The sequence below is a fragment of the Corynebacterium sp. Marseille-P3884 genome, assembly GCF_017942225.1.
Classification (GTDB): domain Bacteria; phylum Actinomycetota; class Actinomycetes; order Mycobacteriales; family Mycobacteriaceae; genus Corynebacterium.
The window spans coordinates 89,924-108,871 of record NZ_JAGKSD010000007.1; the positions used below are offsets into that span (position 1 = coordinate 89,924).

The 18,948-nt window shown below is 62.8% G+C and carries 19 protein-coding genes; 10 read left to right on the top strand and 9 right to left on the bottom strand.

What is annotated here, in order from left to right:
- Position 1 precedes the first annotated feature (1 nt).
- Complete coding sequence (locus J5Y21_RS05985) at positions 2 to 658, top strand: hypothetical protein (RefSeq protein ID WP_210573650.1); 657 nt, start codon at positions 2 to 4, stop codon at positions 656 to 658.
- Here J5Y21_RS05985 and J5Y21_RS05990 read toward each other — a convergent pair.
- From J5Y21_RS05990 to J5Y21_RS06020, 7 genes are all read right to left on the bottom strand, one after another.
- Entirely contained in the window at positions 655 to 1,833 is a 1,179-nt protein-coding gene (locus J5Y21_RS05990) for an N-acetylmuramoyl-L-alanine amidase (RefSeq protein ID WP_349236955.1), read from the bottom strand. The genes J5Y21_RS05985 and J5Y21_RS05990 overlap by 4 nt on opposite strands.
- A gap of 91 nt (positions 1,834 to 1,924) precedes the next feature.
- Positions 1,925 to 2,251 (bottom strand): thioredoxin, encoded by a 327-nt coding sequence (gene trxA, locus J5Y21_RS05995; protein WP_210573652.1) that lies wholly within the window; start codon positions 2,249 to 2,251, stop codon positions 1,925 to 1,927.
- A gap of 44 nt (positions 2,252 to 2,295) precedes the next feature.
- A complete protein-coding gene (trxB, locus tag J5Y21_RS06000; RefSeq protein ID WP_246875012.1) occupies positions 2,296 to 3,261 on the bottom strand; it encodes a thioredoxin-disulfide reductase in 966 nt (321 codons plus the stop codon).
- A 122-nt stretch (positions 3,262 to 3,383) separates the two neighbouring features.
- A complete protein-coding gene (locus tag J5Y21_RS06005; protein WP_259901691.1) occupies positions 3,384 to 3,998 on the bottom strand; it encodes a sigma-70 family RNA polymerase sigma factor in 615 nt (204 codons plus the stop codon).
- A 130-nt stretch (positions 3,999 to 4,128) separates the two neighbouring features.
- Positions 4,129 to 7,302: a murein biosynthesis integral membrane protein MurJ gene (gene murJ, locus J5Y21_RS06010; RefSeq protein ID WP_210573656.1), complete on the bottom strand. Its 3,174-nt coding sequence runs from the start codon at positions 7,300 to 7,302 to the stop codon at positions 4,129 to 4,131.
- Positions 7,303 to 7,356: 54 nt separating this feature from the next.
- Positions 7,357 to 9,825 (bottom strand): DUF6049 family protein, encoded by a 2,469-nt coding sequence (locus J5Y21_RS06015; RefSeq protein ID WP_210573658.1) that lies wholly within the window; start codon positions 9,823 to 9,825, stop codon positions 7,357 to 7,359.
- Complete coding sequence (locus J5Y21_RS06020; protein ID WP_210573659.1) at positions 9,825 to 10,643, bottom strand: NUDIX hydrolase; 819 nt, start codon at positions 10,641 to 10,643, stop codon at positions 9,825 to 9,827. The genes J5Y21_RS06015 and J5Y21_RS06020 overlap by 1 nt, the downstream gene beginning before the upstream one ends.
- A 157-nt stretch (positions 10,644 to 10,800) precedes the next feature.
- Between J5Y21_RS06020 and J5Y21_RS06025 the strand changes: the two genes are divergently transcribed.
- The 9 genes from J5Y21_RS06025 (at position 10,801) to J5Y21_RS06065 (ending at position 18,033) form a co-directional block, all read left to right on the top strand.
- Positions 10,801 to 12,270: a CCA tRNA nucleotidyltransferase gene (locus J5Y21_RS06025; protein ID WP_210573741.1), complete on the top strand. Its 1,470-nt coding sequence runs from the start codon at positions 10,801 to 10,803 to the stop codon at positions 12,268 to 12,270.
- On the top strand, positions 12,263 to 12,871 hold the full coding sequence (locus J5Y21_RS06030; protein ID WP_210573661.1) for a YqgE/AlgH family protein: 609 nt from the start codon (positions 12,263 to 12,265) through the stop codon (positions 12,869 to 12,871). The genes J5Y21_RS06025 and J5Y21_RS06030 overlap by 8 nt, the downstream gene beginning before the upstream one ends.
- A 2-nt stretch (positions 12,872 to 12,873) precedes the next feature.
- Positions 12,874 to 13,593 (top strand): AzlC family ABC transporter permease, encoded by a 720-nt coding sequence (locus J5Y21_RS06035; protein ID WP_210573663.1) that lies wholly within the window; start codon positions 12,874 to 12,876, stop codon positions 13,591 to 13,593.
- Between the two features lie 32 nt (positions 13,594 to 13,625).
- Complete coding sequence (locus tag J5Y21_RS06040) at positions 13,626 to 13,943, top strand: AzlD domain-containing protein (protein WP_210573743.1); 318 nt, start codon at positions 13,626 to 13,628, stop codon at positions 13,941 to 13,943.
- Between the two features lie 156 nt (positions 13,944 to 14,099).
- Positions 14,100 to 14,471: a hypothetical protein gene (locus J5Y21_RS06045; RefSeq protein WP_210573664.1), complete on the top strand. Its 372-nt coding sequence runs from the start codon at positions 14,100 to 14,102 to the stop codon at positions 14,469 to 14,471.
- Positions 14,472 to 14,525: 54 nt separating this feature from the next.
- A complete protein-coding gene (locus tag J5Y21_RS06050; protein WP_210573665.1) occupies positions 14,526 to 14,888 on the top strand; it encodes a hypothetical protein in 363 nt (120 codons plus the stop codon).
- Between the two features lie 54 nt (positions 14,889 to 14,942).
- Entirely contained in the window at positions 14,943 to 15,329 is a 387-nt protein-coding gene (locus tag J5Y21_RS06055; RefSeq protein WP_210573666.1) for a hypothetical protein, read from the top strand.
- A 197-nt stretch (positions 15,330 to 15,526) separates the two neighbouring features.
- Positions 15,527 to 16,099 carry a hypothetical protein gene (locus J5Y21_RS06060; protein ID WP_210573667.1) on the top strand — a complete coding sequence of 191 codons (573 nt, stop codon included), beginning with the start codon at positions 15,527 to 15,529 and terminating at the stop codon, positions 16,097 to 16,099.
- A gap of 269 nt (positions 16,100 to 16,368) precedes the next feature.
- Positions 16,369 to 18,033, top strand: a complete 1,665-nt coding sequence (locus J5Y21_RS06065) for an HNH endonuclease signature motif containing protein (protein WP_210573668.1) — start codon at positions 16,369 to 16,371, stop codon at positions 18,031 to 18,033.
- Here the strand turns inward: J5Y21_RS06065 and J5Y21_RS06070 are convergent.
- On the bottom strand, positions 18,030 to 18,569 hold the full coding sequence (locus J5Y21_RS06070) for a hypothetical protein (protein ID WP_210573751.1): 540 nt from the start codon (positions 18,567 to 18,569) through the stop codon (positions 18,030 to 18,032). The genes J5Y21_RS06065 and J5Y21_RS06070 overlap by 4 nt on opposite strands.
- A 26-nt stretch (positions 18,570 to 18,595) precedes the next feature.
- Positions 18,596 to 18,925 (bottom strand): hypothetical protein, encoded by a 330-nt coding sequence (locus tag J5Y21_RS06075; RefSeq protein WP_296145214.1) that lies wholly within the window; start codon positions 18,923 to 18,925, stop codon positions 18,596 to 18,598.
- Between the last annotated feature and the right edge of the window lie 23 nt (positions 18,926 to 18,948).

Below are 18,948 nucleotides of genomic sequence, written 5' to 3' on the forward strand. Positions count from 1 at the left end.
CATGGCGCTGCGACACGTCCGGGTGATTCCGCTGGAGGCGGCCACCTTGGACCGCATTCACCGCACGACTGCGCGCAGCGTGTTCTGGGAGCTCGATCCGCTGGGTGACGCGTTCAGCGGCACCGATTCCGACGTGGACAAGGCCGCCTGGCTTCTAAGTCTCGCCTACGAGCAGCCCGCCGTGGGCTTTTCCATTGTCGACCCGGCTATCACCGCCGGCGCGCACGCGAGTCTGCTCATGTGCCCGCCGTCGGCAGCGCCCGGCGCTGTTCGGATGCCCACCGCGCCCTTCTCCGCCGACGCATTTTGCCTGACCAGCTTGCATATCGATGCGGCGGTCGAGGGCATCGGTTGGGGAGCAGTGCTTATCGACGCCGCCGTTGCCGCCCTCACCCAACGTTCCCTTCCCGCGGTGGAAGCGTTCGGGTTGCGTTCTGATTTGCCCGACGATCTGACCCGGATGTGCCGCCAGTTGGTGGCCAACCGCTCCACCATCGGCTTGATGCCTGTGGATGTGTTGGAGTCAGCGGGCTTTCAGATTGTCGCCGATCACCCGGCGATTCCGCGTCTGCGTTTGGAATTGCCGCCGGTGCACGATCTGCTCACTGAGCGGGAGATCGCAGATCTGCTCGCGGCTGTTTCCGTTGGTGGACGCTAAGCGCGTTCCTGGCGCAACAACTCCGTGAAGGAGAAGGTGCCTGTCGGCTGGTTGTCCTGCTCGAGCAGGTAGAGGCGCTTCACGGCAACGACGATCGCTTCGGCAATCGCATCTCGTTGAGTCGGATCGGTGATGATGGACATATCGTGCGGGTTAGTCACGTATCCGAGCACGACCTCGACCGACGGCATCTGCGTCATGCGCAGCAGCTCCCACGTCCGGCCGTGGTTGTAGCAGTTGCCCAGCTGCGTGCGCGCGACGATTTCGCGCTGGATGAAGCCGGAAAGCATCTCGCCCGTCATGGACGACGCGCCCAATTCAGACCCGAAATAGAAGGTGGCTACGCCGTTGGCTTTCTCGTTCTGGTAGCGGTCCAGCTGCAGGGAGATCATCAGGTCTGCTTCGAAGCTATTCGCCAGATCCGCCCGCGACTTCGCCGAAGGGTTATCGCCGCGCGGATGCGACATGATCGTCTCCATGCCGGCGGCGATCATGCGTGCCTCCACGCGGGAGGCCAAGTCCCAGAGGATTTCTTCCTCGGTGATTTCGCCGTACGGCCCCTTGATCCGCGCCATATTCTCGACGTCGATACTGGGATCGATGACCACGCGCTTGCCCGTCAGGCGTGGTCCCGCCATGCGGACGACTTCGCGTTCGCGGATCGCCTGGGTAGAACCGCCGGTAATGCGTCGGCCCAGCAAGCTCAGCGCGTGCAGGGTCTCCGGGCCACAGACACCATCGTCCTGGATGCCGTAATTCAGCTGGTAATTAGATAGTGCGGCGTGGGTGTCGGGCCCGAAGTGCCCGTCGATACGTCCGGAGTAGAAGCCGAGTTCTTGCAGTTGCTTCTGCAGCTGGCCCACGTCGTCGCCGACGAGGACCTGGTTCGGCTGGTACGACAAAGCACGCGCACCGAGGGTGTAGGAAGCGTGGCGCAATTCGCGCAGAGTGAGCTCGTCGATCTCGCCCGAGGGCAGAATGCCGCGGGACTGCTGGAACGCCTTGAGCGTGGTGCACAATTCCTCGTCGAAATACATTTCCGACTGGGAGAAACGCCGGCGGTTCCACTCCCCCACATCGCCCTCGAAGTCGTCCACCAAACCCAGACGCGCAAGGGTCGAGCGGACTTCAGCGACGCGTGCGCTGGAGTCTCCCACTCGATACGGACCGAACACAACTCACCTTTCTATGAGCATTGAGGAACGGTTTCATCTTACTGTCCCCTGCGTTGGGTAAGCCGAACACCATGCGTGTCGCCGGTATTGCTTACGACAGGTGCGGTTCCAGGCGGGAGAGGATCTCGGCCTTGGGGCGCACGCTGCTGAACTCGTCGACCTTCTGGCCGTCCTTGAAAATCAACACGTGCGGGATGGTCAAGACCTGGAACAGCGAACCGAGTGTGCGTTCTTTGTCCAGGTCGACCTTCGTTACCTTGACCTTGCCGTCCAGTTCTTCTGCGATCTCGTCGAGGATCGGCGAGAGCTTCTGGCACGGGCCGCACCATTCCGCCCAGAAGTCGACGAGGACGGGGACGTCGGATTCGACGACCTCCGATTTGAAGGTGTTCTGCGTGATGTCGATGGGCTTGCTCATGGTCGCTGCGCTCCTATTCTGCTTTCTTTTAGATTTCCGTTTCCCTACAGCGCTTCCAAGTAGTGCTCCGCGTCGATGGCGGCACGGCACCCGGAACCTGCGGCGGTGATGGCCTGGCGGTAGTAGTTGTCCACCAAATCGCCAGCGGCGAAAACGCCCGGCACCGACGTCTTCGTGGTGGGGTGCTCGACGGTGACATAGCCTTCTGCGTCGGTGGCTACTTGGCCGTCAAGGAAGCCGGAACGCGGGTCGTGGCCGATGGCGACGAACATCGCCGTGGCGTCCAGGGTGGATTCCTGCCCTGTCTGGGTGTCCTTGATGCGAAGACCGGCGACCCTGCCGCCGTCCTCGAGGACTTCTTCCACGACGGCGTTGGTGAGGAATTCGATCTTGTCGTTCTCCTTCGCGCGGTCCAGCATGATCTGGGAGGCGCGGAATTCCTCTCGGCGGTGAATGATTGTCACCTTGGAGCCGAAACGGGTCAGGAAGGTGGCTTCCTCCATCGCGGAATCGCCGCCGCCGACGACAGCGATGTGCTGGTCTTTGAAGAAGAAGCCGTCGCAGGTTGCGCAGGTGGACACGCCGCGGCCGGTGAGCTCCTGCTCGCCCGGAATGCCCAGGTGGCGCGGTGCCGCACCGGTGGCCAGGATGACCGCGCGGGCTTGGAATACCTCGTCGCCGACGTGAACCTTCTTGATGTCGCCGTCCAGCTCGACGCTATCGACCTGGTCAGCGCGGAGATCGGCACCGAAACGCTCGGCTTGGGCGCGCATCTCCGTCATCAGGTCCGGGCCCTGGATGCCATTTTGGAAACCGGGGAAATTCTCCACCTCGGTGGTGTTCATCAGCTCGCCGCCGAACTCGTAGCCCTCGAACACGAGCGGCTTCAGGTCGGCGCGCGCGGTGTACAGCGCGGCGGTGTAGCCGGCAGGTCCGGAGCCGACCACGATGACGTCGTAAATGGTGTTGCTGTCGGCGTCCGCGCCGGTGCGTTCGGCGGATTCCTTCATCTGCTCGGTGGGAGCAGTCTCCGGTGCGGATTTGAATCCGCCCAGGGCATTGACGGAGGGAAATTTCGGAATGTTGTTGGAGCCGGTGGACCCGTTGGATTCAGTCATGGCTGCCAGTGTAGTTAACTGCGCAAGCCGTCAGATAACGCCTGGCGAGCCCGATTTCGGCGCGACTTCACGGTGCCGGGGCGTACGCCCAGATGGGAGGCGGCGGAGTTGATGGAGTAGCCGGCGACGTCGATAAGCATTAAAGCCCGTCGTTGCGCGGCCGGAAGTTTGAAAAGGGCCTGGCGGAGCGTGAGCAGGCGGTCGAGATTGCCCAGCGGGTCATGCGCGAGGTAGCGGTTCGCGTCAGGGCTGAGCTTCTCCGAATCATCCAGGCTCGTGTGCTGCCTTTTATTCTCCGCGCGCTTCGCGTGATCGTAGCCCGCATTCTTCACGAGGCGGTAGAGCCACGTGGTCAGCGCGGATTCGGCGCGGAAAGTGTGCATATTGCGCGAGGCCTTGAATAACGCGTCCTGAACGATGTCCTGCGCGTCGTGCTCATTGCGCGCGTACTGCTTGGCCACGGCCATCATCCGCTGCCGGTGCCTTTCCACAATGATCTGAAAGGCCCGGTTGTCCCCCGCGACGTATTCCGTGACCAGTGCATTATCGGTCTTCTTTAGCTGTTGCTGCTTCCGCTGCGCGTTGATCCGGTATGTGCGCGCCAAGCGGCCGTGACTATGCGTATTCACCTTGTCCCCCCGAACAAGTCTCCCCTGTTTCCAGCTGTATGTGTGCTGTGGAACCCATTTTGCCCTGACGCGTGGGGGACGCGCTCGCCAAAAGTGCGCACTATAGTGCGCAACGCTTTGTAACGGGCTTCTACCTCATGCGCGTGCCGACGACGGAAATGCCGCGGATGATCGCTGCAGCGTCGTTCTCGCTGTTGAACGCAATGACGAGACCGGTAACCGCCTCTTTGCTGCCGTCGATCTCGATGCTCGTGCGGCCGTCTTTCAACGTGCCGTTCGTCAAAATGCGCAGGTGGTTGACGTTTGTGGCGTCCGCGGTCTGCTCGGTCGTGGCATAAATAACGTAGTCCATGCCCGCGCCGCTGGCGGAGTCGATATTGAGCTCCTCGGGGATGAACGGGGCACCGTTGTCGGCGGTGAGCAGGACCTTCTCCCCCGCCTTTGCGGAGGCGGCGGTGGAGTCTTCGCCGTCGACAAGCGCGGCGAAGTCGATATTCCTGTCACTGGCGGCATCCTCGCCCCATGCGGTGGCGGTGAGCGGTGCGATGATCACGGGCAGTGTTCCGAGCGGACCGTTTTCTATGCCTTCGGAGACCTGGTCGGCTCCGTCGCGCGCGGATTCACTGGTGATCGGCGAATCGGCGCGGTGGCTGAACATACCCACGAGGTAGACGGTCAGCGCTGCGACGAGCACGACCGCCGTGATGGCGACGGCAACCAGTCCTGCCGTGCCCAGCGCGCCGATGCCGCGCTCGCCGAAGCCGCCTCTGCGCGCGGTGTCCTCGGCGACACCCTGTTCGTCCTGCTCGGGCCGCTCCACGAGCGGTGCCGGAGCGACGTGCGTGTGCGCAATCTCGGCGAGCGACTGCTCGATGGCGCGGTAGTCGGGCACCTCTTCGCGCGCGGCGGCGGCGGGAGGCGCGAGCGCGTCTGTCTCCGCGGAACCGGCCAGCAACTCAAGGGCGAATGCGTAGGCGGAAGCATCGGCCTCCACGTCGGCGTCGGGCAGGATCGCTGGGAAAGCGAGGACGACCGTGCCGTCGTCGCTGACTCGCATGCGGTTGCGGTTGTCCAGACCCAGTGGCACGCCCCGATCGCGGGACTGTGCGATGGCATCGGTCAGGGGGATCATGGCGGCGGCGACGGCTTCGTCGAGAAGCGTTGCACCCGAGTCGGTGACTGTCTTCAGGTCGGAGCCTGGGATCCAGTCGGCGACAACGACCGCGCCGGTGCGGTAGCTGATTGTCTCAAGGACCGGTGCGACCGCGGGCAGGCCTAGCTCGTTCAGCTGATTCGTGCGGTGGCAGATGCCGGCGGCGTCGATCGCCGCTTGCCGCGGGGTGACGGGCGCCATCGGTGCCGCGCCGCACGTGTCCACGAATGTCAGCGCCACGATGCGGCCGGTGGCCTGCTCGCGCGCCTGCCAGAAGCGGGCGGAATTGGACGCGCCGCAATCGCGCAGGAGGCGGAAGCGGCCGTCGGACACTGCCGCGCCGGGCACGAGTCGCGGGCCTCGGACCACGCCGGCAGACATCGGCGGCGGGACCGGGGAGGTGTTGAAGGTGTCAGTACCGAGGAACTGCGGGTCGACGCCGGTGCCTGCTGCGATGTCGTCGGAGGGGCTCGTGCGCACGATGCGGCGTAGGCCAGGTACACGTGCCAGCACCGCGCCCAGGCTTTTAACTTCAGGGAGCTTGGAGAACGACAGTGCGATGCCCGTGGCGATGACGAAGACGATGCCGAGGATCAGGATTTCCAGCAGCAGGCCGAAGGAATCGCGGCGGCCCAAAGCCGCAGCCAGCCCAGGCATGCCGCCGGGGATCAGGCGCAGCAGGAAACGCACGAGCATGGTCGCGGCAACACCCACCAGGCCTGCGGCGGCCGCCCACACGGAGGTGTGCAGTACCGAAGCAAAGCGCAGGGAGCCCAGCTTGCGGTGCAGCAGGAATGCGCCGATCACTGCGCCGGCAATGAAGCCGAAGCCGTTGGCCGCACCGAGCAGAACCACGACCTGGTCCGGCCGCGATGCCACAGTCGGCGCCAAGGTGGCCAGAACCACCTTGGTCAGCGTGATGCCGGCGATGATGAAGGTCGGCGTCCACGCTTCTTCGCGGGCGTAGAACACGCGCAGGTGGAGCATCACGAGCGCGTACGGAATGAGCGTGAACGCGGCGAAGCTCAAGGTCAGACCGAGCGTGCGGGCTTCTTCGTTGGTGAAGTTGCCGTAGCCGAACAGGGCGTTGCCGATGTCGGGGCCCAGTGCCGTCATGAAGATGATGATCGGGATCAGCGCGATGAACGTCAGCTTAGTGCCCAACGTCAGATCGCGGACCACGGCCTCGTCGTCGCCGTCGGCGGCATTGCGCGACAGGCGCGGCATGATCGCCGTCAGCAGGGTCACGCCGACGATGCCGTACGGGACCTGGAGCAGTTGCCAGTGCTGCATGTAGATCACCGGCGCGGAACTATCCACGCCCGACGCGATGCGGTTGTTGATGATGTATCCCGCCTGCGAGATCGCCACATACGTCACGATCGCCAGGGCCATTCCCCCGAATTGTTTGAGGCGTTCGTCGATGCCCCACAGCGGCCGCAGGTCGATCTTCAGCCGGCGCAGCGCCGGCAGCATGATCAGGCATTGCACCGCCACGCCGAGCGTGGTGCCCAGACCCAGCAGCAGAATGTGCGGGTCGGTGACCCCGGTGTGCTCCTTCGGGTCAAGCTGGCCCGGCAGGATCATGTACAGCATCATCACGCCGATGGAGACCAGGTTGTTCGCCACTGGCGCCCACGCCCCGGGCCGGAACACTTCCTTGGTATTCAATATGGCCATGAACAGTGAGAACAGGCCGTAGAACATGATCTGTGGCAGCAACAGATAGGCGAAAGACGTCGCCTGCACTAGGTTGACGTGCCCGCCCTCTTTCAGCATCACCTCGGTGAGCAGCGGCGCACCGATCACGGTGATCAGCGTGACTGCGGTCAGCAGCGTGATCGTCAGCGTGAATAGCCGCCTGATGAATGCGGCGCCGCGGTCCGGGTCTTCCTTTTCCGCGCGCACGAGCACCGGCACGACCAGCGCAGTGAGCACCGACCCGAGCACGATCTCCGTGATCATGTTCGGCAGCGTGTTCGCCGTGTTGAATGCCGAAGCCACTGCGCCGCCGAGTGCGGAGGTGATCATCACCGTGCGGATGAAGCCGGTGATGCGCGACATCAGTGTCGCCACAGCCATGGAGCCGGTGGAGCGGACGACGGATTTATCGCTCGTCGTCTTTTGCTCCTCCGTCGTCGTTTCCGCCATACACACTCCAAGTCTTGAGAACCCCGGGTTCGGGAATTCTGGGTCAAGGGTATGTTAGTCGGCCTGCCGCGAATCTCTATCTCGTCGGCGTTTCCCCAACTGCGCGAGAACAGCGAGCACGAACAGTCCTGCCAGCAGCGAGATGAGCACCCAGTTGCTTATCGACGTCCCCGCCGTCTGCACCCCGATGCCCACCGGTTGAGAAATCGCTTGGTTTTGTGGTGTGGCAAGGAATAACTGCAAGTCGGTGCGTTCGTTATTCGACGGCAGGTCCGCTGTCATCTGCAGCGTGATCGAGCCACGCGCCGGGATGCGGAATTCCGTCGGGGTGTTCAATTTTGCCCCCTCCGGTCCGCGGTAGAGAATCGTCGCGTCGACGGGCAACGGCAGGCCGTTCTGCGCGACGATCAAAAGCGGCGACGACGCAGACGTGCGCGTGTACACGTTTCCCGGCGGGATGAGCGCGATCGATGACCTCAGCGCCGCCAGCGTGTCCCGGCCTCCGTTGAGGCGCTCCCGGGTGCGCTTTTCCGCCTCCGCGTAGCCCGTGTAGGCCCGCCGCCCGGTCACCGTCATCGCGGTGAGCAGGTCTGTGCGCAGCGGCAACGTGTACCCGTATCGGGTCAGCGCGATCGCGTTGTCGTTGGCCAGCAGCGCCGTCAGGTCGTTGATGAAGCGCGCTTGCTGCCCAGAATTGAGCACCTCGGTGTCCGTGAGTTCAGCCGGGTCGCTCTCCGGGACGCCGAGCTTATCGACGTCCCCCTGCCCCACTTCTCCCGGCGCCCCCACATAGCTTTCGAGCGTCATCGGAGCGGCAGTGCGCTCCCCGAAGAGCTCCGTCACCGTCGCCATGACTGCTTGCGCCGTTGAAGCCTCCCATGCCGCCGGTGGGTTCACCAGCGTCGGATCGAGCTCTTCCGCCCGTTCTGCCCGTTCCGCCGCGGTCCGCACTGCCGTCGCCGCAGTGAGATCCCGCGCTTGCACCGAGTCGAGCGTGTAGTCGTAGCGCAGGTGCTCGTCGGAATACCCCGTTGTTTCCGGCACTGGTCCCGTCGCCGCCAAAGTGGCCGCCAGTGAACTATCGAATGTCACCGCCGTGACTCCAGGCGTGAGAGTGGCGAACCTCTCGACAGTGTCCACCGTGTTGTCCGCCACCAGCACTCGCACGGTCTCAGCCGGTTCTGGCGCCGCGATGTCGGCCACGCTCGGCAGTGCCGGGTTATTCAGGTTGTCCAAGGCAACGCCCTTCTCCCCCTCGATGCGTCCGCCGGGGGCCTCGGCATTCTTCGCCTGCGCCTGCTGGTCGAGCTCCCACTGGGTGTGCATCCCGGTGACGGGCAGGTCCGATTTGCTCAGATCCGCCCAGCCCATGCCCGGCGCAGATTCGGAGGTGAGGTAGCCCGCGCCGGGCACCACCAGGTTGCGTACCACCGGGGTTCCAAGGATGCGTTCTGCTGTGAAGGGTCCGCGCTCGACTGCCTCACGCATGAGCCACGTGTCGCCGGTGCGCGCCACTGCGTTCAGATCGGTATTCGCCCACGGCAGTGCGACTGCGCAATTGTTTTTTGCGGCCCCGCGAAGCTTATCCAGCCACGCCGCGGCGTCTTCGGCACCTGTGCCTTGTTCCGCACCTGCGCTAGCTTCGTCACCGCCCCAAGAATCGCGCAGCCGCTTCCGGTTCAGTCCTGGCGAGGGCCGGTCGTCATCCACCGTGTAGCCCTGGGCCATGCGTTCCACGGTGTCGAGCAGCGCCGGGTCGACCGCGAGACACGTCGAGCTGCGTATGCCCTCGTCCTCCGTCGCTTCCTCGTACGTGTTCACCAGTTCGTCCAAGCGCCCCCCGGGCGCGACCTGAGTGGCGAGTTCCTCCGAGCGCAGAATCAGCGGTGGCCTGTTCGGTGCCTCTCCCGTCTCCCCCGGCACGATGTCCACCGGCGCAGAAATCGGGAACAGCACGCTCATTCCTGCGGGCTTGGTTGCCTCTGTTTCTGCTTCATTCTCAGGCGTTTCCCCCTTCACCGCCATGTGCCAGCGCTCCGTATCCAACGTCGCGCCGTCTTGGCCCAGCACCAGCATCATCGGGAAACTGCTGTTGTACGGCTGTTTCTGGGTGGGGATGGTGACCTTGATCTCGGTCTCCTCGCCTCGTGCCAGCTCCGGGACCTTCACTTCGTCGCCAGCTGCGTGGTACTCCGAGACCGATGCCACGCTCGCCGCCCGCGCGTCCGACACCGAGCCGGAGGCGGGTCCGCGCAGTGGTGCCACGGTCAGTCCGGAGACGTCCGCGTCAGATTCATTCCTGACACGAACAGTGACGGACAGGGGGTTGCCGGAAGGGACGGTGGCCGGGGCGTCGATAAGCGAAAGCTTCAGTCCTTGCTCCCCGTCGTCGGGACGGATCTGCTCGTTGACCCACTCGTGTGCGACTGCGGGATCGTTCGGATCGACGGGGACGGGCTGGGCCGCGCATGAGAGCACCGCTGCGGTGAGCACCGCAGCCGCCCGATGCGTGCGCCGACTCATCACCGTGGGGTGGTCCTTCCCGCTTCTTTTTCCGCGCGGGCGAGCTCCGGCATCTTGTCGAATGCGATGCGTGCCAGCTTCCGCTCGTCCGCGTACGCCAAATGCTCGATCAACTCGCTGACCGGCACCCACGCGACTTCCGTGACCTCCGGGTCCTCGTCATTGAGCACCCCGTCGACATAGCGCAACAGATTGTGGTGAACCGTCTTGTGGATGCGCACCCCGTCGGAGACGAACCAGTAATCGATCACGCCCAGCTCAGCGAACGGCTCCCCCGAGATACCCGTTTCTTCCCATACCTCGCGGCGCGCGGTGTCCCACTGGTGCTCGTCCGGCTCGACGTGCCCTTTCGGCATGGACCACAGCAAACGCCCGCGCCTGTCGAGTCTCCCGATGAGCGCGACGTAGATCTGCGACATGTCCACGGAACCGTCCGGCGCAACTGCCTCCGCCATGCCCGAAACGACGAGGCCGCCCGCGCTCGTTTCGTCGCGCGTTTCCATGTTTTGCGACGCGTATTGCGCGTTTTTGTGCGAAGGCTTGCGGTACCTATTGCCCCCGCCGCCGCGATTCCGGCCGCGCTGATTACCGCGTTGGTTGCCCCGTTGGTTATTGCCCCGGTTGTTGCTTCCCCCGCGACGCTTGCGGCGGCGATTCTTGTCGCCGTGTTTTTCGCCCTGATTCTGCCCCTGATTCTTGCCTCGGCTCTTGTTCTGGCTCTGGTTATCGTGGGCGCGGCTCGACGCGCGCCGGCGGCGTTTGCGCCTGCGCGTGTTGTGCTGCGGCGAATTCGAATCGCCGGGGGTTTCTTGAGCCATCTATTGAATGGTATCCGCCCGTGGTGACCATGTGGTACTTGAGTTGCTCCAAGGTGGTGTTCTGTGAGGTGCTTCAGGGTGGTTTGCGTGGGGCTGTAAGGTTGTGCGGGTGACCACCCAGAACAGCAGTCAGACGACGTCGACCGACCCGGCGGAGCTGTTCAATCTGCCGGAGAAGGGGGATCCGACAGCGTTCATTGCCCTGCTCGCCCGCGCGGAAAGTGCCGTTGGCGAGCTCGCTGGCCTGCTCGGACCCCTTGCTGCCGCCTTTGCCGCCGAGGGCGAGTCGCTGTTTCTCGTCGGCGGCCCGGTGCGCGATGCGATGCTGGGACGCTTGGGCCACGACTTGGACTTCACCACCTCGGCCCGCCCGGAGACGATCAAGGCGATCCTGACCGAGTGGGGCGAGGCCGTGTGGGACACCGGAATTGAATTCGGCACCGTGTCCACCGTGAAGCACGACCAGCAGGTGGAGGTGACCACATTCCGCGCTGACCTCTATGACGGAGTGACACGCAATCCGGAGGTCACCTTCGGCGACACGATTGAGGGTGATCTCGTCCGCCGCGATTTCCGCGCGAATGCGATGGCGATCGAGCTCATTCCCGCCGCCGACGGCACGTTGTCGCTGGATTTCCACGACCCCGTCGACGGCCTGAAGGACCTGCTGGGTCGTACCTTGGACACCCCGCAAGAACCCGAGGTGAGTTTCCGCGACGATCCGCTGCGCATGCTGCGCGCCGCCCGGTTCGTCTCCCAGCTCGGCTTCACCGTCAGCCCGCGCGTCAAGCGTGCGATGACGGACATGGCAGAAGAGATCGGCCGCATCACGGTTGAGCGCGTCCAGGCTGAGCTCGACAAACTCATGCTGGGTCTCCAGCCGTGGGAGGGCATTGACCTGCTCGTCGAGACCGGCCTGGCCGACCATATTCTCCCCGAGATTCCCGCGCTCCAGCTCGAGCGCGATGAGCACATGCAGCACAAGGACGTCTACGCCCACTCGCTCACCGTCCTGCGCCAGGCCACGGAGCTCGAGGATGAGGGCCCAGATCTCAAGTTGCGGTGGGCAGCGCTCATGCACGACATCGGCAAGCCGGACACGCGCGAGCTCAAGCCCGGCGGCGGCGTTTCTTTCCACCACCACGAGGTCGTGGGCGCGAAGATGACCCGCAAGCGTATGCGCAAGCTCAAGTACCCGAAGCACGTCATCGAGGACGTCGGCCAGCTCGTCTACCTGCACATGCGTTTCCACGGTTTCGGCGAGGGCCAGTGGACCGATTCTGCGGTTCGCCGTTATGTCACGGATGCCGGCGATCTCCTTCCGCGCCTACACAAGCTCGTGCGCGCCGACTGCACCACCCGCAATCCGAAGAAGGCCGCGCGCCTCCGCCGCACGTACGATGAGCTGGAGGAACGCATCGCGGAGATCTCCGCCAAGGAGGACCTCGCCCGCGTGCGCCCCGACCTCGACGGCAACGAGATCATGAAGATTCTGGACCTCAAACCGGGCCCCGAGGTCGGCAAAGCCTGGAAGTATATGAAGGACCTGCGCCTCGAACGCGGCGAGCTCGACCACGACGAAGCCGTTGCGGAGCTCAAGGCTTGGTGGGAGAAGGAAAATGGCTGAGTTCTTTTACGCGGACCGCTTATTCACCGCGCTCGAGCGCGAAACGCCAGCGCCCGGAATGCTGCTGGTCGCCGCCCCAGGCATGCTCGCGGATGACTTCTCCCGCACCGTCATTTTGCTTATCGACGTCTCCCCTTCCGCCACCTTCGGCGTCGTCCTCAACCGCCGCTCCGAATTGGCCGTCCACTCCGTTTTGCCCGATTGGCTCCCCCACGTGGCAAAGCCGCAGGCTCTTTATGTCGGCGGACCCCTGCGCCCCCAGGCTGCTATTGCCGTCGGCATGACGTCCTCCGGCACCGTCATTGAGGACCACCCCGAGTTCACCCGTCTGGCTAATCGCCTTGTCCACGTGAACCTGCAGGCCGAACCCGAGTCTGTCGAAGGTCTCCTCGAGGGCATGCGCGTCTTCTCCGGTTACGCCGAGTGGGCCCCGGGCCAGCTTGACGAGGAGATCGAGCGCGGCGACTGGTACGTCGCCCCCGCCCTGCCCACCGACGTCATCGCTCCCGCCGCCGCCGATCTGTACAGCGACGTTCTGCGCCGTCAACCGATGCCGCTGCCCCTCTTCTCGACCTTCCCCGCGGACCTCGAGGACAACTAGCCATGGATCGGGAGATCCGCGCCGCCCTCAAAGACCTGTGGGTTGTCGGCCTGGGGCTGATTCCCCTCGGCCTCGCATTCGGCCTGGTCATGACCCAAGCTGGCTTCGCGTGGTGGTGGACACCCATCTTCTCCATCGTCATCTATGCGGGGTCCATGGAATTCCTCGCCGTCCAGCTTGTCTCCGCCGGCGTCGGCCCGCTGTCCGCCGCGGTCACCGGGTTCATGGTGAATTTCCGCCACATTTTCTACGGCCTCACCTTTCCCCGTCACCGCATTTCATCGCCTCTCGGCCGCGCGTACTCCACCTACGCGCTTACCGACGAAACCTACGCCGTCATCTCCTCCCTTCCCCCCTCCACCCGCTCGACCCTTACCGGCACCCGCATCCTCACCGTGGGGATCGTCTGCCAACTTCTCTGGGTCATCCCCGGCATTCTCGGCGCTTTGCTCGGTGAGGTCATCCCGCCGGAGGTCAAAGGCATGGACTTCGCCTTGACCGCCCTCTTCGTCGTTCTCGCCTACGAGTCCTTCAATTCCAACCGCGATTTCTCCCTGCCTCTGACCGCCACAGCAATCGCCATCCTTGTCGCCGTCATCGCCCCCTCCTGGCTCCTCATGGTCTCCCTGACCGCCTACTTCTTTGTCCTGCTGCTCCGTTACGCGCACCCCGACCTCGACCGCGCCCTCGAGCTCCGCCCCTCTCACGAAGGAGGTCAGTGATCTTGGGCCTTCCCGAAGGCGTCACCCTCGCCATGGTCGCCGCTGTCCTCATTCCCGTCGGCATCGTCACTGTGCTCCTGCGTGCCCTCCCCTTTTCGTTCCTGCGGCTGCTCAAGGACAGCCCCGTTGTCCAGTTCCTCGGCGCAACCATGCCAGTCGGCGTGATGACTGTTCTCCTTATCTACACAATTTCCTCCATTTCTCGCGACCCTGACATTCCCCATGGCCTCGTCGCTGCCCTCATCGCCGCCGGAATCACCCTCGCACTGCATGCCTGGAAGCGCCGCGCCGGCCTGTCCATCCTCACCGGCACCGCCATCTACATGCTGCTCATCAATCTGGTGTTCTAGGGTCACTGCTCGGTAACTTTTTGTCAGTTGTAGTAACAACTCGGTTTGGCTCTGCTATTAATCAAGTGACGCCAATTACATTGGTCGATCATTTCTCACTGGTTCACACCCCGATCACTCAAGTTTCAGTCCACAACCCCACAAGGAGCCCACACCATGAAGCGCCGTATCGTCGCCGCCGGCCTTGCAGCCGCCACCGCCCTGTCCCTCTCCGTCGCCCCCGCCCAGGCAGCGGTCGAGCAGACTTCCTCGTACGAGTCCAGCAGCAAGATGATTCAAAAGAGGCTGGATGATGCTGGCCGTGATCCCAAAAAACTGGAACGTATAGCTCGAGACGCTGAAGCCCTCGGCAAGTTTATTAAGCCCTCTTCCGATAACGACAAGAAGAACGGCTATACATTGGGAACCACCTTCGACATCCTGCTCGGCACCGGCATCTCTTTCGGTGTTTTGGCTCTCCTCGCAGCTGCGGCACAGTCCGGCCAGCTGCCGGTGCCGAACCTGCCGCTGCCGAACCTGCCGTTCTAAGAACATCCACGCGAACTCACTCGCCGTCGTAGAGATCCACAAAGGAGTCCCCACATGAAGCGTCGTATCCTCGCCGCCGGCCTTGCAGCCGCCACCGCCCTGTCCCTCTCCGTCGCCCCCGCCCAGGCAGCGGTCGAGCCTGCGCAGACTTCCTCGTACGAGTCCAGCAGCAAGATGATTCATAGGAGCTTCGAAAGAGCTTCTGGTGACCAGGAAAAGTATAACCGTGTTGCTGACCGGCGCGACTCCCTGAGGAAATTCTTGGAGCCTTCTTCCAAAAACGACTTGAAGAACGGCTATACATTGGGAACCACCTTCGACATCCTGCTCGGCACCGCCCTCGGTTTCGGTGTTGTGGCGCTCCTAGCTGGTGCGGCACAGTCCGGCCAGCTGCCGGTGCCGAAGCTGCCGTTCTAAGAACATCCGCGCGAACTCACTCGCCGTCGTAGAGATCCACAAAGGAGTCCCCACATGAAGCGTCGTATCGTCGCCGCCGGCCTTGCAGCCGCCACCGCCCTGTCCCTCTCCGTCGCCCCCGCCCAGGCAGGTGAGAATAAAACCTCGTCCGAAATCTCGGACACTGAGCTGAAGAGCTACCTCCTGGAGCAAGCGCGGAATGGAAATGTCACTGCGCTCATGAAGCAGATTGCGAGAAAGGAGCACCAGAACCCGGCTGCTGATTCCCCCGCTGCGCAGGCTCTTTACAGTTCCCTCCGTAATGACGCCGCTAACGGTTACGCCTCGGGTAAGACTTTGAACATTCTGCTCGGCACCGGCATCACCGCCCTGATTCTCGGCGGTCTCGGTAATTTCGCTGTCCAGCAGGGTCTGGTCCAGCTGCCGAAGCTCCCGTTCTAGCGCCCTAGCGCTCCAGTCTTTTAGCCCCAACCACGCTCCTTCAAAAGGATGCGGGTTGGGGCTTCTGCGTGGGAGGGGTGGGCGTCGATAAGCGAATGCCTTTTCCTTGGTGAGTGAATTTTCTGTAAACGTGCTGCTAAAGCTGCGTTGAGGTCCTATGCTTGCTGTGCTGTATTTCTGCCGTTCAAGGAGTTTCCATGAAGCGTCGTGCCGTCGCTGCTGCCCTGACCGTCGCACTCGTTGCGGGTGCCGTGCCCGCGCATGCTGGCGAGGAGCGGCCTGTTGATCAGCACAGCTCGATCAAGCCGTTGCTCGAGCTCAGCTCTCCAGAGCACAGTTCCGAGCACTCCAGCATGGCAACTGACGAGCAGCTTCGCGAGGAGTGGGCAGCCGCCTCGCGGAAGGGCTTTTTCTCCCCGATCATTGAGTCGATTTACGACCTTGAGATCCCCGACGGGTTCGAAGAGCGCATGGATGCGGTCGACGAAAACGTGGCGCGATACGACAACAACGAATCCGCGAATGCGGTGCTTGGAAGCTCCCTGCGGTGGGATGCTGCGCGTGGACAGCAACTGGGCACGGCTCTGAACTGGTGGATCGCAGCTGGTGTCTTGGTGGGTCTGTTCGGCGGTGTTTTCGCGGCTGATCAGGCTGGTCTTATCGCGCTCCCCACTTCTGCTGATTTCGCGCGTCTACAGGCTGATGCGCAGTCGAATCTCGCGCGAGTCCAGGGCGATGTGCGCGCGCAGATTGAGGCGTACTTGCCGTAGCTTTTGCGCCGTGGGCTCGGTGGCTTTCAGCATGGCCCGCGGTTTGCTTTGCGGTTCGTACTCAGTGCGACCTTGGTTCGCTGTCTAGATGGTGGTCTCGCGTCCGGGGTTGTTCGAAAAGCAAAAGTTTTCCACAGGGTTGACCTGGAGTTTTGCAACTAGAGTCGAACATAGGGGCGAATGTGAGCACGCCTTCCAGGGGTATGGTTCGTCCTATGTGAAAGAGTGTTCTATACAACCAAACAAAGCACTCACTGAAAGCCAGCACAATGACTACAGCGAGACCACCCGAAGATAGAAAGACTGACAGCCCTCCGAACGAACACCACACCGATTCCAATAGCACGACCAATAGCCAGCCCGAGAAGGAAGGAGCCCGTTCCAAGAAACCCGCCTGCTTCGCCACTGAGAACTTCGACAACGCGACGTGCCGCGCCGCGTTGGCCATCCGTGAGGCACAGACCAAGATTTTCGCACCCTATTCCGAGCCCGGTTATGGGTTCTGTTCTAAGGACCACGACCGCGAAGTCGTTCAGGTTTGCACCCAGACCGGAATGACGAAGCCGCAGGTAGATAACGCGATCACCGCGTATATGTGCCTGCGCAATCTGCCCAAGCTCCGAGCTCTCCAGCTCGAGTATTACCGGCTCGATCTCGAGCGGGTCAATGCTATCGCCAACGGCCTCGCGGATCTGGGCAACAACGTGTCGGACGAGGTGTACGCGAAGTTCGACGACATGCTCACGGCCCTGTTCACGCCGGAGAAGATGAACCAGCAGCTGCCCACGAAGAAAGCGATCACGCACCGCATCAATTCGATGATCGCCAACTTCGATTCCACCGCTGCGTACGACGAGAAGAAGCGCAAGGACCGGGAAGAGAAGAAAGAACCTTTCGGGCCGGGTGAAGGAGAGATCTCCTTCTCCGTGCCCCCTTCCGGTTCCGGCGACCCCAGCAACGCGTACATGAATGTCACGGGCGACAAGGTGGAAGTCGCCGCTATGCGCGCCGAGCTCAACGCCATCGCGCGCGAAAATGGCGTCGATCAGTGGGACGCGCTGCGTCTGCTCATCTTCGATAAGGTTCGTTCCACGTCGGCCACCATCTACGGTTACGCGCCGATGAAGAACGGAATGCCCGATCCGTCGAAGTCTGCATTCCTCCCCGGATTCGGTTGGACCACCGGCGCCGGCACGGAAGCCTTCCACGAGATGGCCGACAAGATCATCGACCTCGAAGAATACAAGGACCACGCAGTCGCCGGATATATCGCGCCCGACAAAGTCAAGGCGTACGTTCGCGGCCGCGACGGCACCTGCATCTTCCCGGGTTGTCACCGTTCGGCGTGGAGCTGCCAGCTCGACCACCGCATCCCTTACGACGAAGGCGGCCAGACCACGGCAGCGAATCTCTACTGCCTGTGCGCTCACCACCACAACATCAAGACAGATCGCCGTGCCTTCTACGTGCCCGATCCGGTCACCGGCGAAATCATCTGGCTTTTTGACGATGGAACCTACGCTCGCACCGAACCCGCCGGATTCATCGGCAGTCAGGTCACCCCGACTGCACCGCGCTGGCGCGCTTCCACCGCGGACATCGAGCACCGCAAGCGTAAAAAGGCCCATTTTCTCGCGAAAGGGCACACGCTTATCGACGCGTACGAGGCAGGACTCCCCTGCCCCACCAACGACGAACTCGATTCTGGTGCAGAATCCGGTACCGATTCCGAGGAACTCTCCCCGATCACCTACGAGGAGACGCTCGAAGCGATCGCCGAACTCGAAAAGGAATTCAACATGGAATTCCCGTTCCGTCCGGAGCCTCCCGAAGATGAAGCCGAGGAGGTGAATGGACAATCACCGGAAAACCGGCAGAAAAATGGGGCAGAAAAGCAGCGGGGATGTCAGCTCCCCGAGGAGCCGCCGTTCTAGAGATCTCTCACCGCGGCGCACAACTTGGGGTCGGTGATATAACCCTGTTCGCACCCGTACTGGGTCTGCAGTTCACCCGAGGATGGGTTCGGGTTTCCCTGTTCATCGGTACCGTAACCGCACTCCGCGGCACCGCCGGTGCATTCTGGTTCAGCAGGTGCGGCAGGTGCAGCCGGAGGATCTGCGGGAGCTTCCGGGGCTGCTGGTTGCTCAGATTGTGCCGGTCGCTGTGGTTGTTCCGGCTGCTCGGGTTGTGCGGATTCTTCCTCAAAATCGCCACATCGGCGGGTGTCGGTAACGGTGCTGCCGTCGGCAAGGCGCGCGGTGTCCTTCTTCTCGCACTTCACGAAGGACGGCCCAGACTCGATCGTTGTCGTTCCTGCAGCTTCTGTGTTGGCGGCGGGGCTTGGGCTCGCGGTGGAGCTACGCTCCGTGAGGGTTGGTTCATCAATGTCGTCGGAAAATTGGCTGCAACCAGTGAGAGAGGCAGCCGCCAAGATAATTCCGGCCAAAATCTTTGTGGACTGTCGCACCATGATCTTCTACTCCTGCTTTGAGGGTCTTAGTTCGGGTCGGGGGATGTTGGGCGATCGGGAATGTCCGGGAAAATGGCTTGGGCTTCTGCCCACAGTCCATCGAAAGCGCTTTTCTCGAGCATGTGGTGCTCGATGTCCTCGAATTGGCCAAGCTGGTCTGGGTGTGGCACGACATCGAGGGGTTTGTTAGCACTGCCGTAGACCGTGCCCTCAGTGTATGTGCCGACGATGGAATTGTCAGGGGTCAATTCGATCATCCTGACCATGCGGCAGTGAGTGCGGGTGTCGTCGAGTTCAGCTAGCTCGGCGACATTCACCAGCCCGGACCCGTCTGGGGCGGTGAAAATTGTCTTCACGAAGAGGCGCATGGGATTTTCGC

Bases quoted from the DNA above. Each gene is read 5' to 3' on its own strand.
- J5Y21_RS05985 (WP_210573650.1), top strand. From the start codon at position 2: ATGGCGCTGCGACACGTCCGGGTGATTCCGCTGGAGGCGGCCACCTTG.
- trxA (WP_210573652.1), bottom strand. From the start codon at position 2,251: ATGAGCAAGCCCATCGACATCACGCAGAACACCTTCAAATCGGAGGTC.
- trxB (WP_246875012.1), bottom strand. From the start codon at position 3,261: ATGAAGGAATCCGCCGAACGCACCGGCGCGGACGCCGACAGCAACACC.
- murJ (WP_210573656.1), bottom strand. From the start codon at position 7,302: ATGGCGGAAACGACGACGGAGGAGCAAAAGACGACGAGCGATAAATCC.
- J5Y21_RS06015 (WP_210573658.1), bottom strand. From the start codon at position 9,825: ATGAGTCGGCGCACGCATCGGGCGGCTGCGGTGCTCACCGCAGCGGTG.
- J5Y21_RS06020 (WP_210573659.1), bottom strand. From the start codon at position 10,643: ATGGCTCAAGAAACCCCCGGCGATTCGAATTCGCCGCAGCACAACACG.
- J5Y21_RS06030 (WP_210573661.1), top strand. From the start codon at position 12,263: ATGGCTGAGTTCTTTTACGCGGACCGCTTATTCACCGCGCTCGAGCGC.
- J5Y21_RS06035 (WP_210573663.1), top strand. From the start codon at position 12,874: ATGGATCGGGAGATCCGCGCCGCCCTCAAAGACCTGTGGGTTGTCGGC.
- J5Y21_RS06040 (WP_210573743.1), top strand. From the start codon at position 13,626: ATGGTCGCCGCTGTCCTCATTCCCGTCGGCATCGTCACTGTGCTCCTG.
- J5Y21_RS06045 (WP_210573664.1), top strand. From the start codon at position 14,100: ATGAAGCGCCGTATCGTCGCCGCCGGCCTTGCAGCCGCCACCGCCCTG.
- J5Y21_RS06050 (WP_210573665.1), top strand. From the start codon at position 14,526: ATGAAGCGTCGTATCCTCGCCGCCGGCCTTGCAGCCGCCACCGCCCTG.
- J5Y21_RS06055 (WP_210573666.1), top strand. From the start codon at position 14,943: ATGAAGCGTCGTATCGTCGCCGCCGGCCTTGCAGCCGCCACCGCCCTG.
- J5Y21_RS06060 (WP_210573667.1), top strand. From the start codon at position 15,527: ATGAAGCGTCGTGCCGTCGCTGCTGCCCTGACCGTCGCACTCGTTGCG.
- J5Y21_RS06065 (WP_210573668.1), top strand. From the start codon at position 16,369: ATGACTACAGCGAGACCACCCGAAGATAGAAAGACTGACAGCCCTCCG.
- J5Y21_RS06070 (WP_210573751.1), bottom strand. From the start codon at position 18,569: ATGGTGCGACAGTCCACAAAGATTTTGGCCGGAATTATCTTGGCGGCT.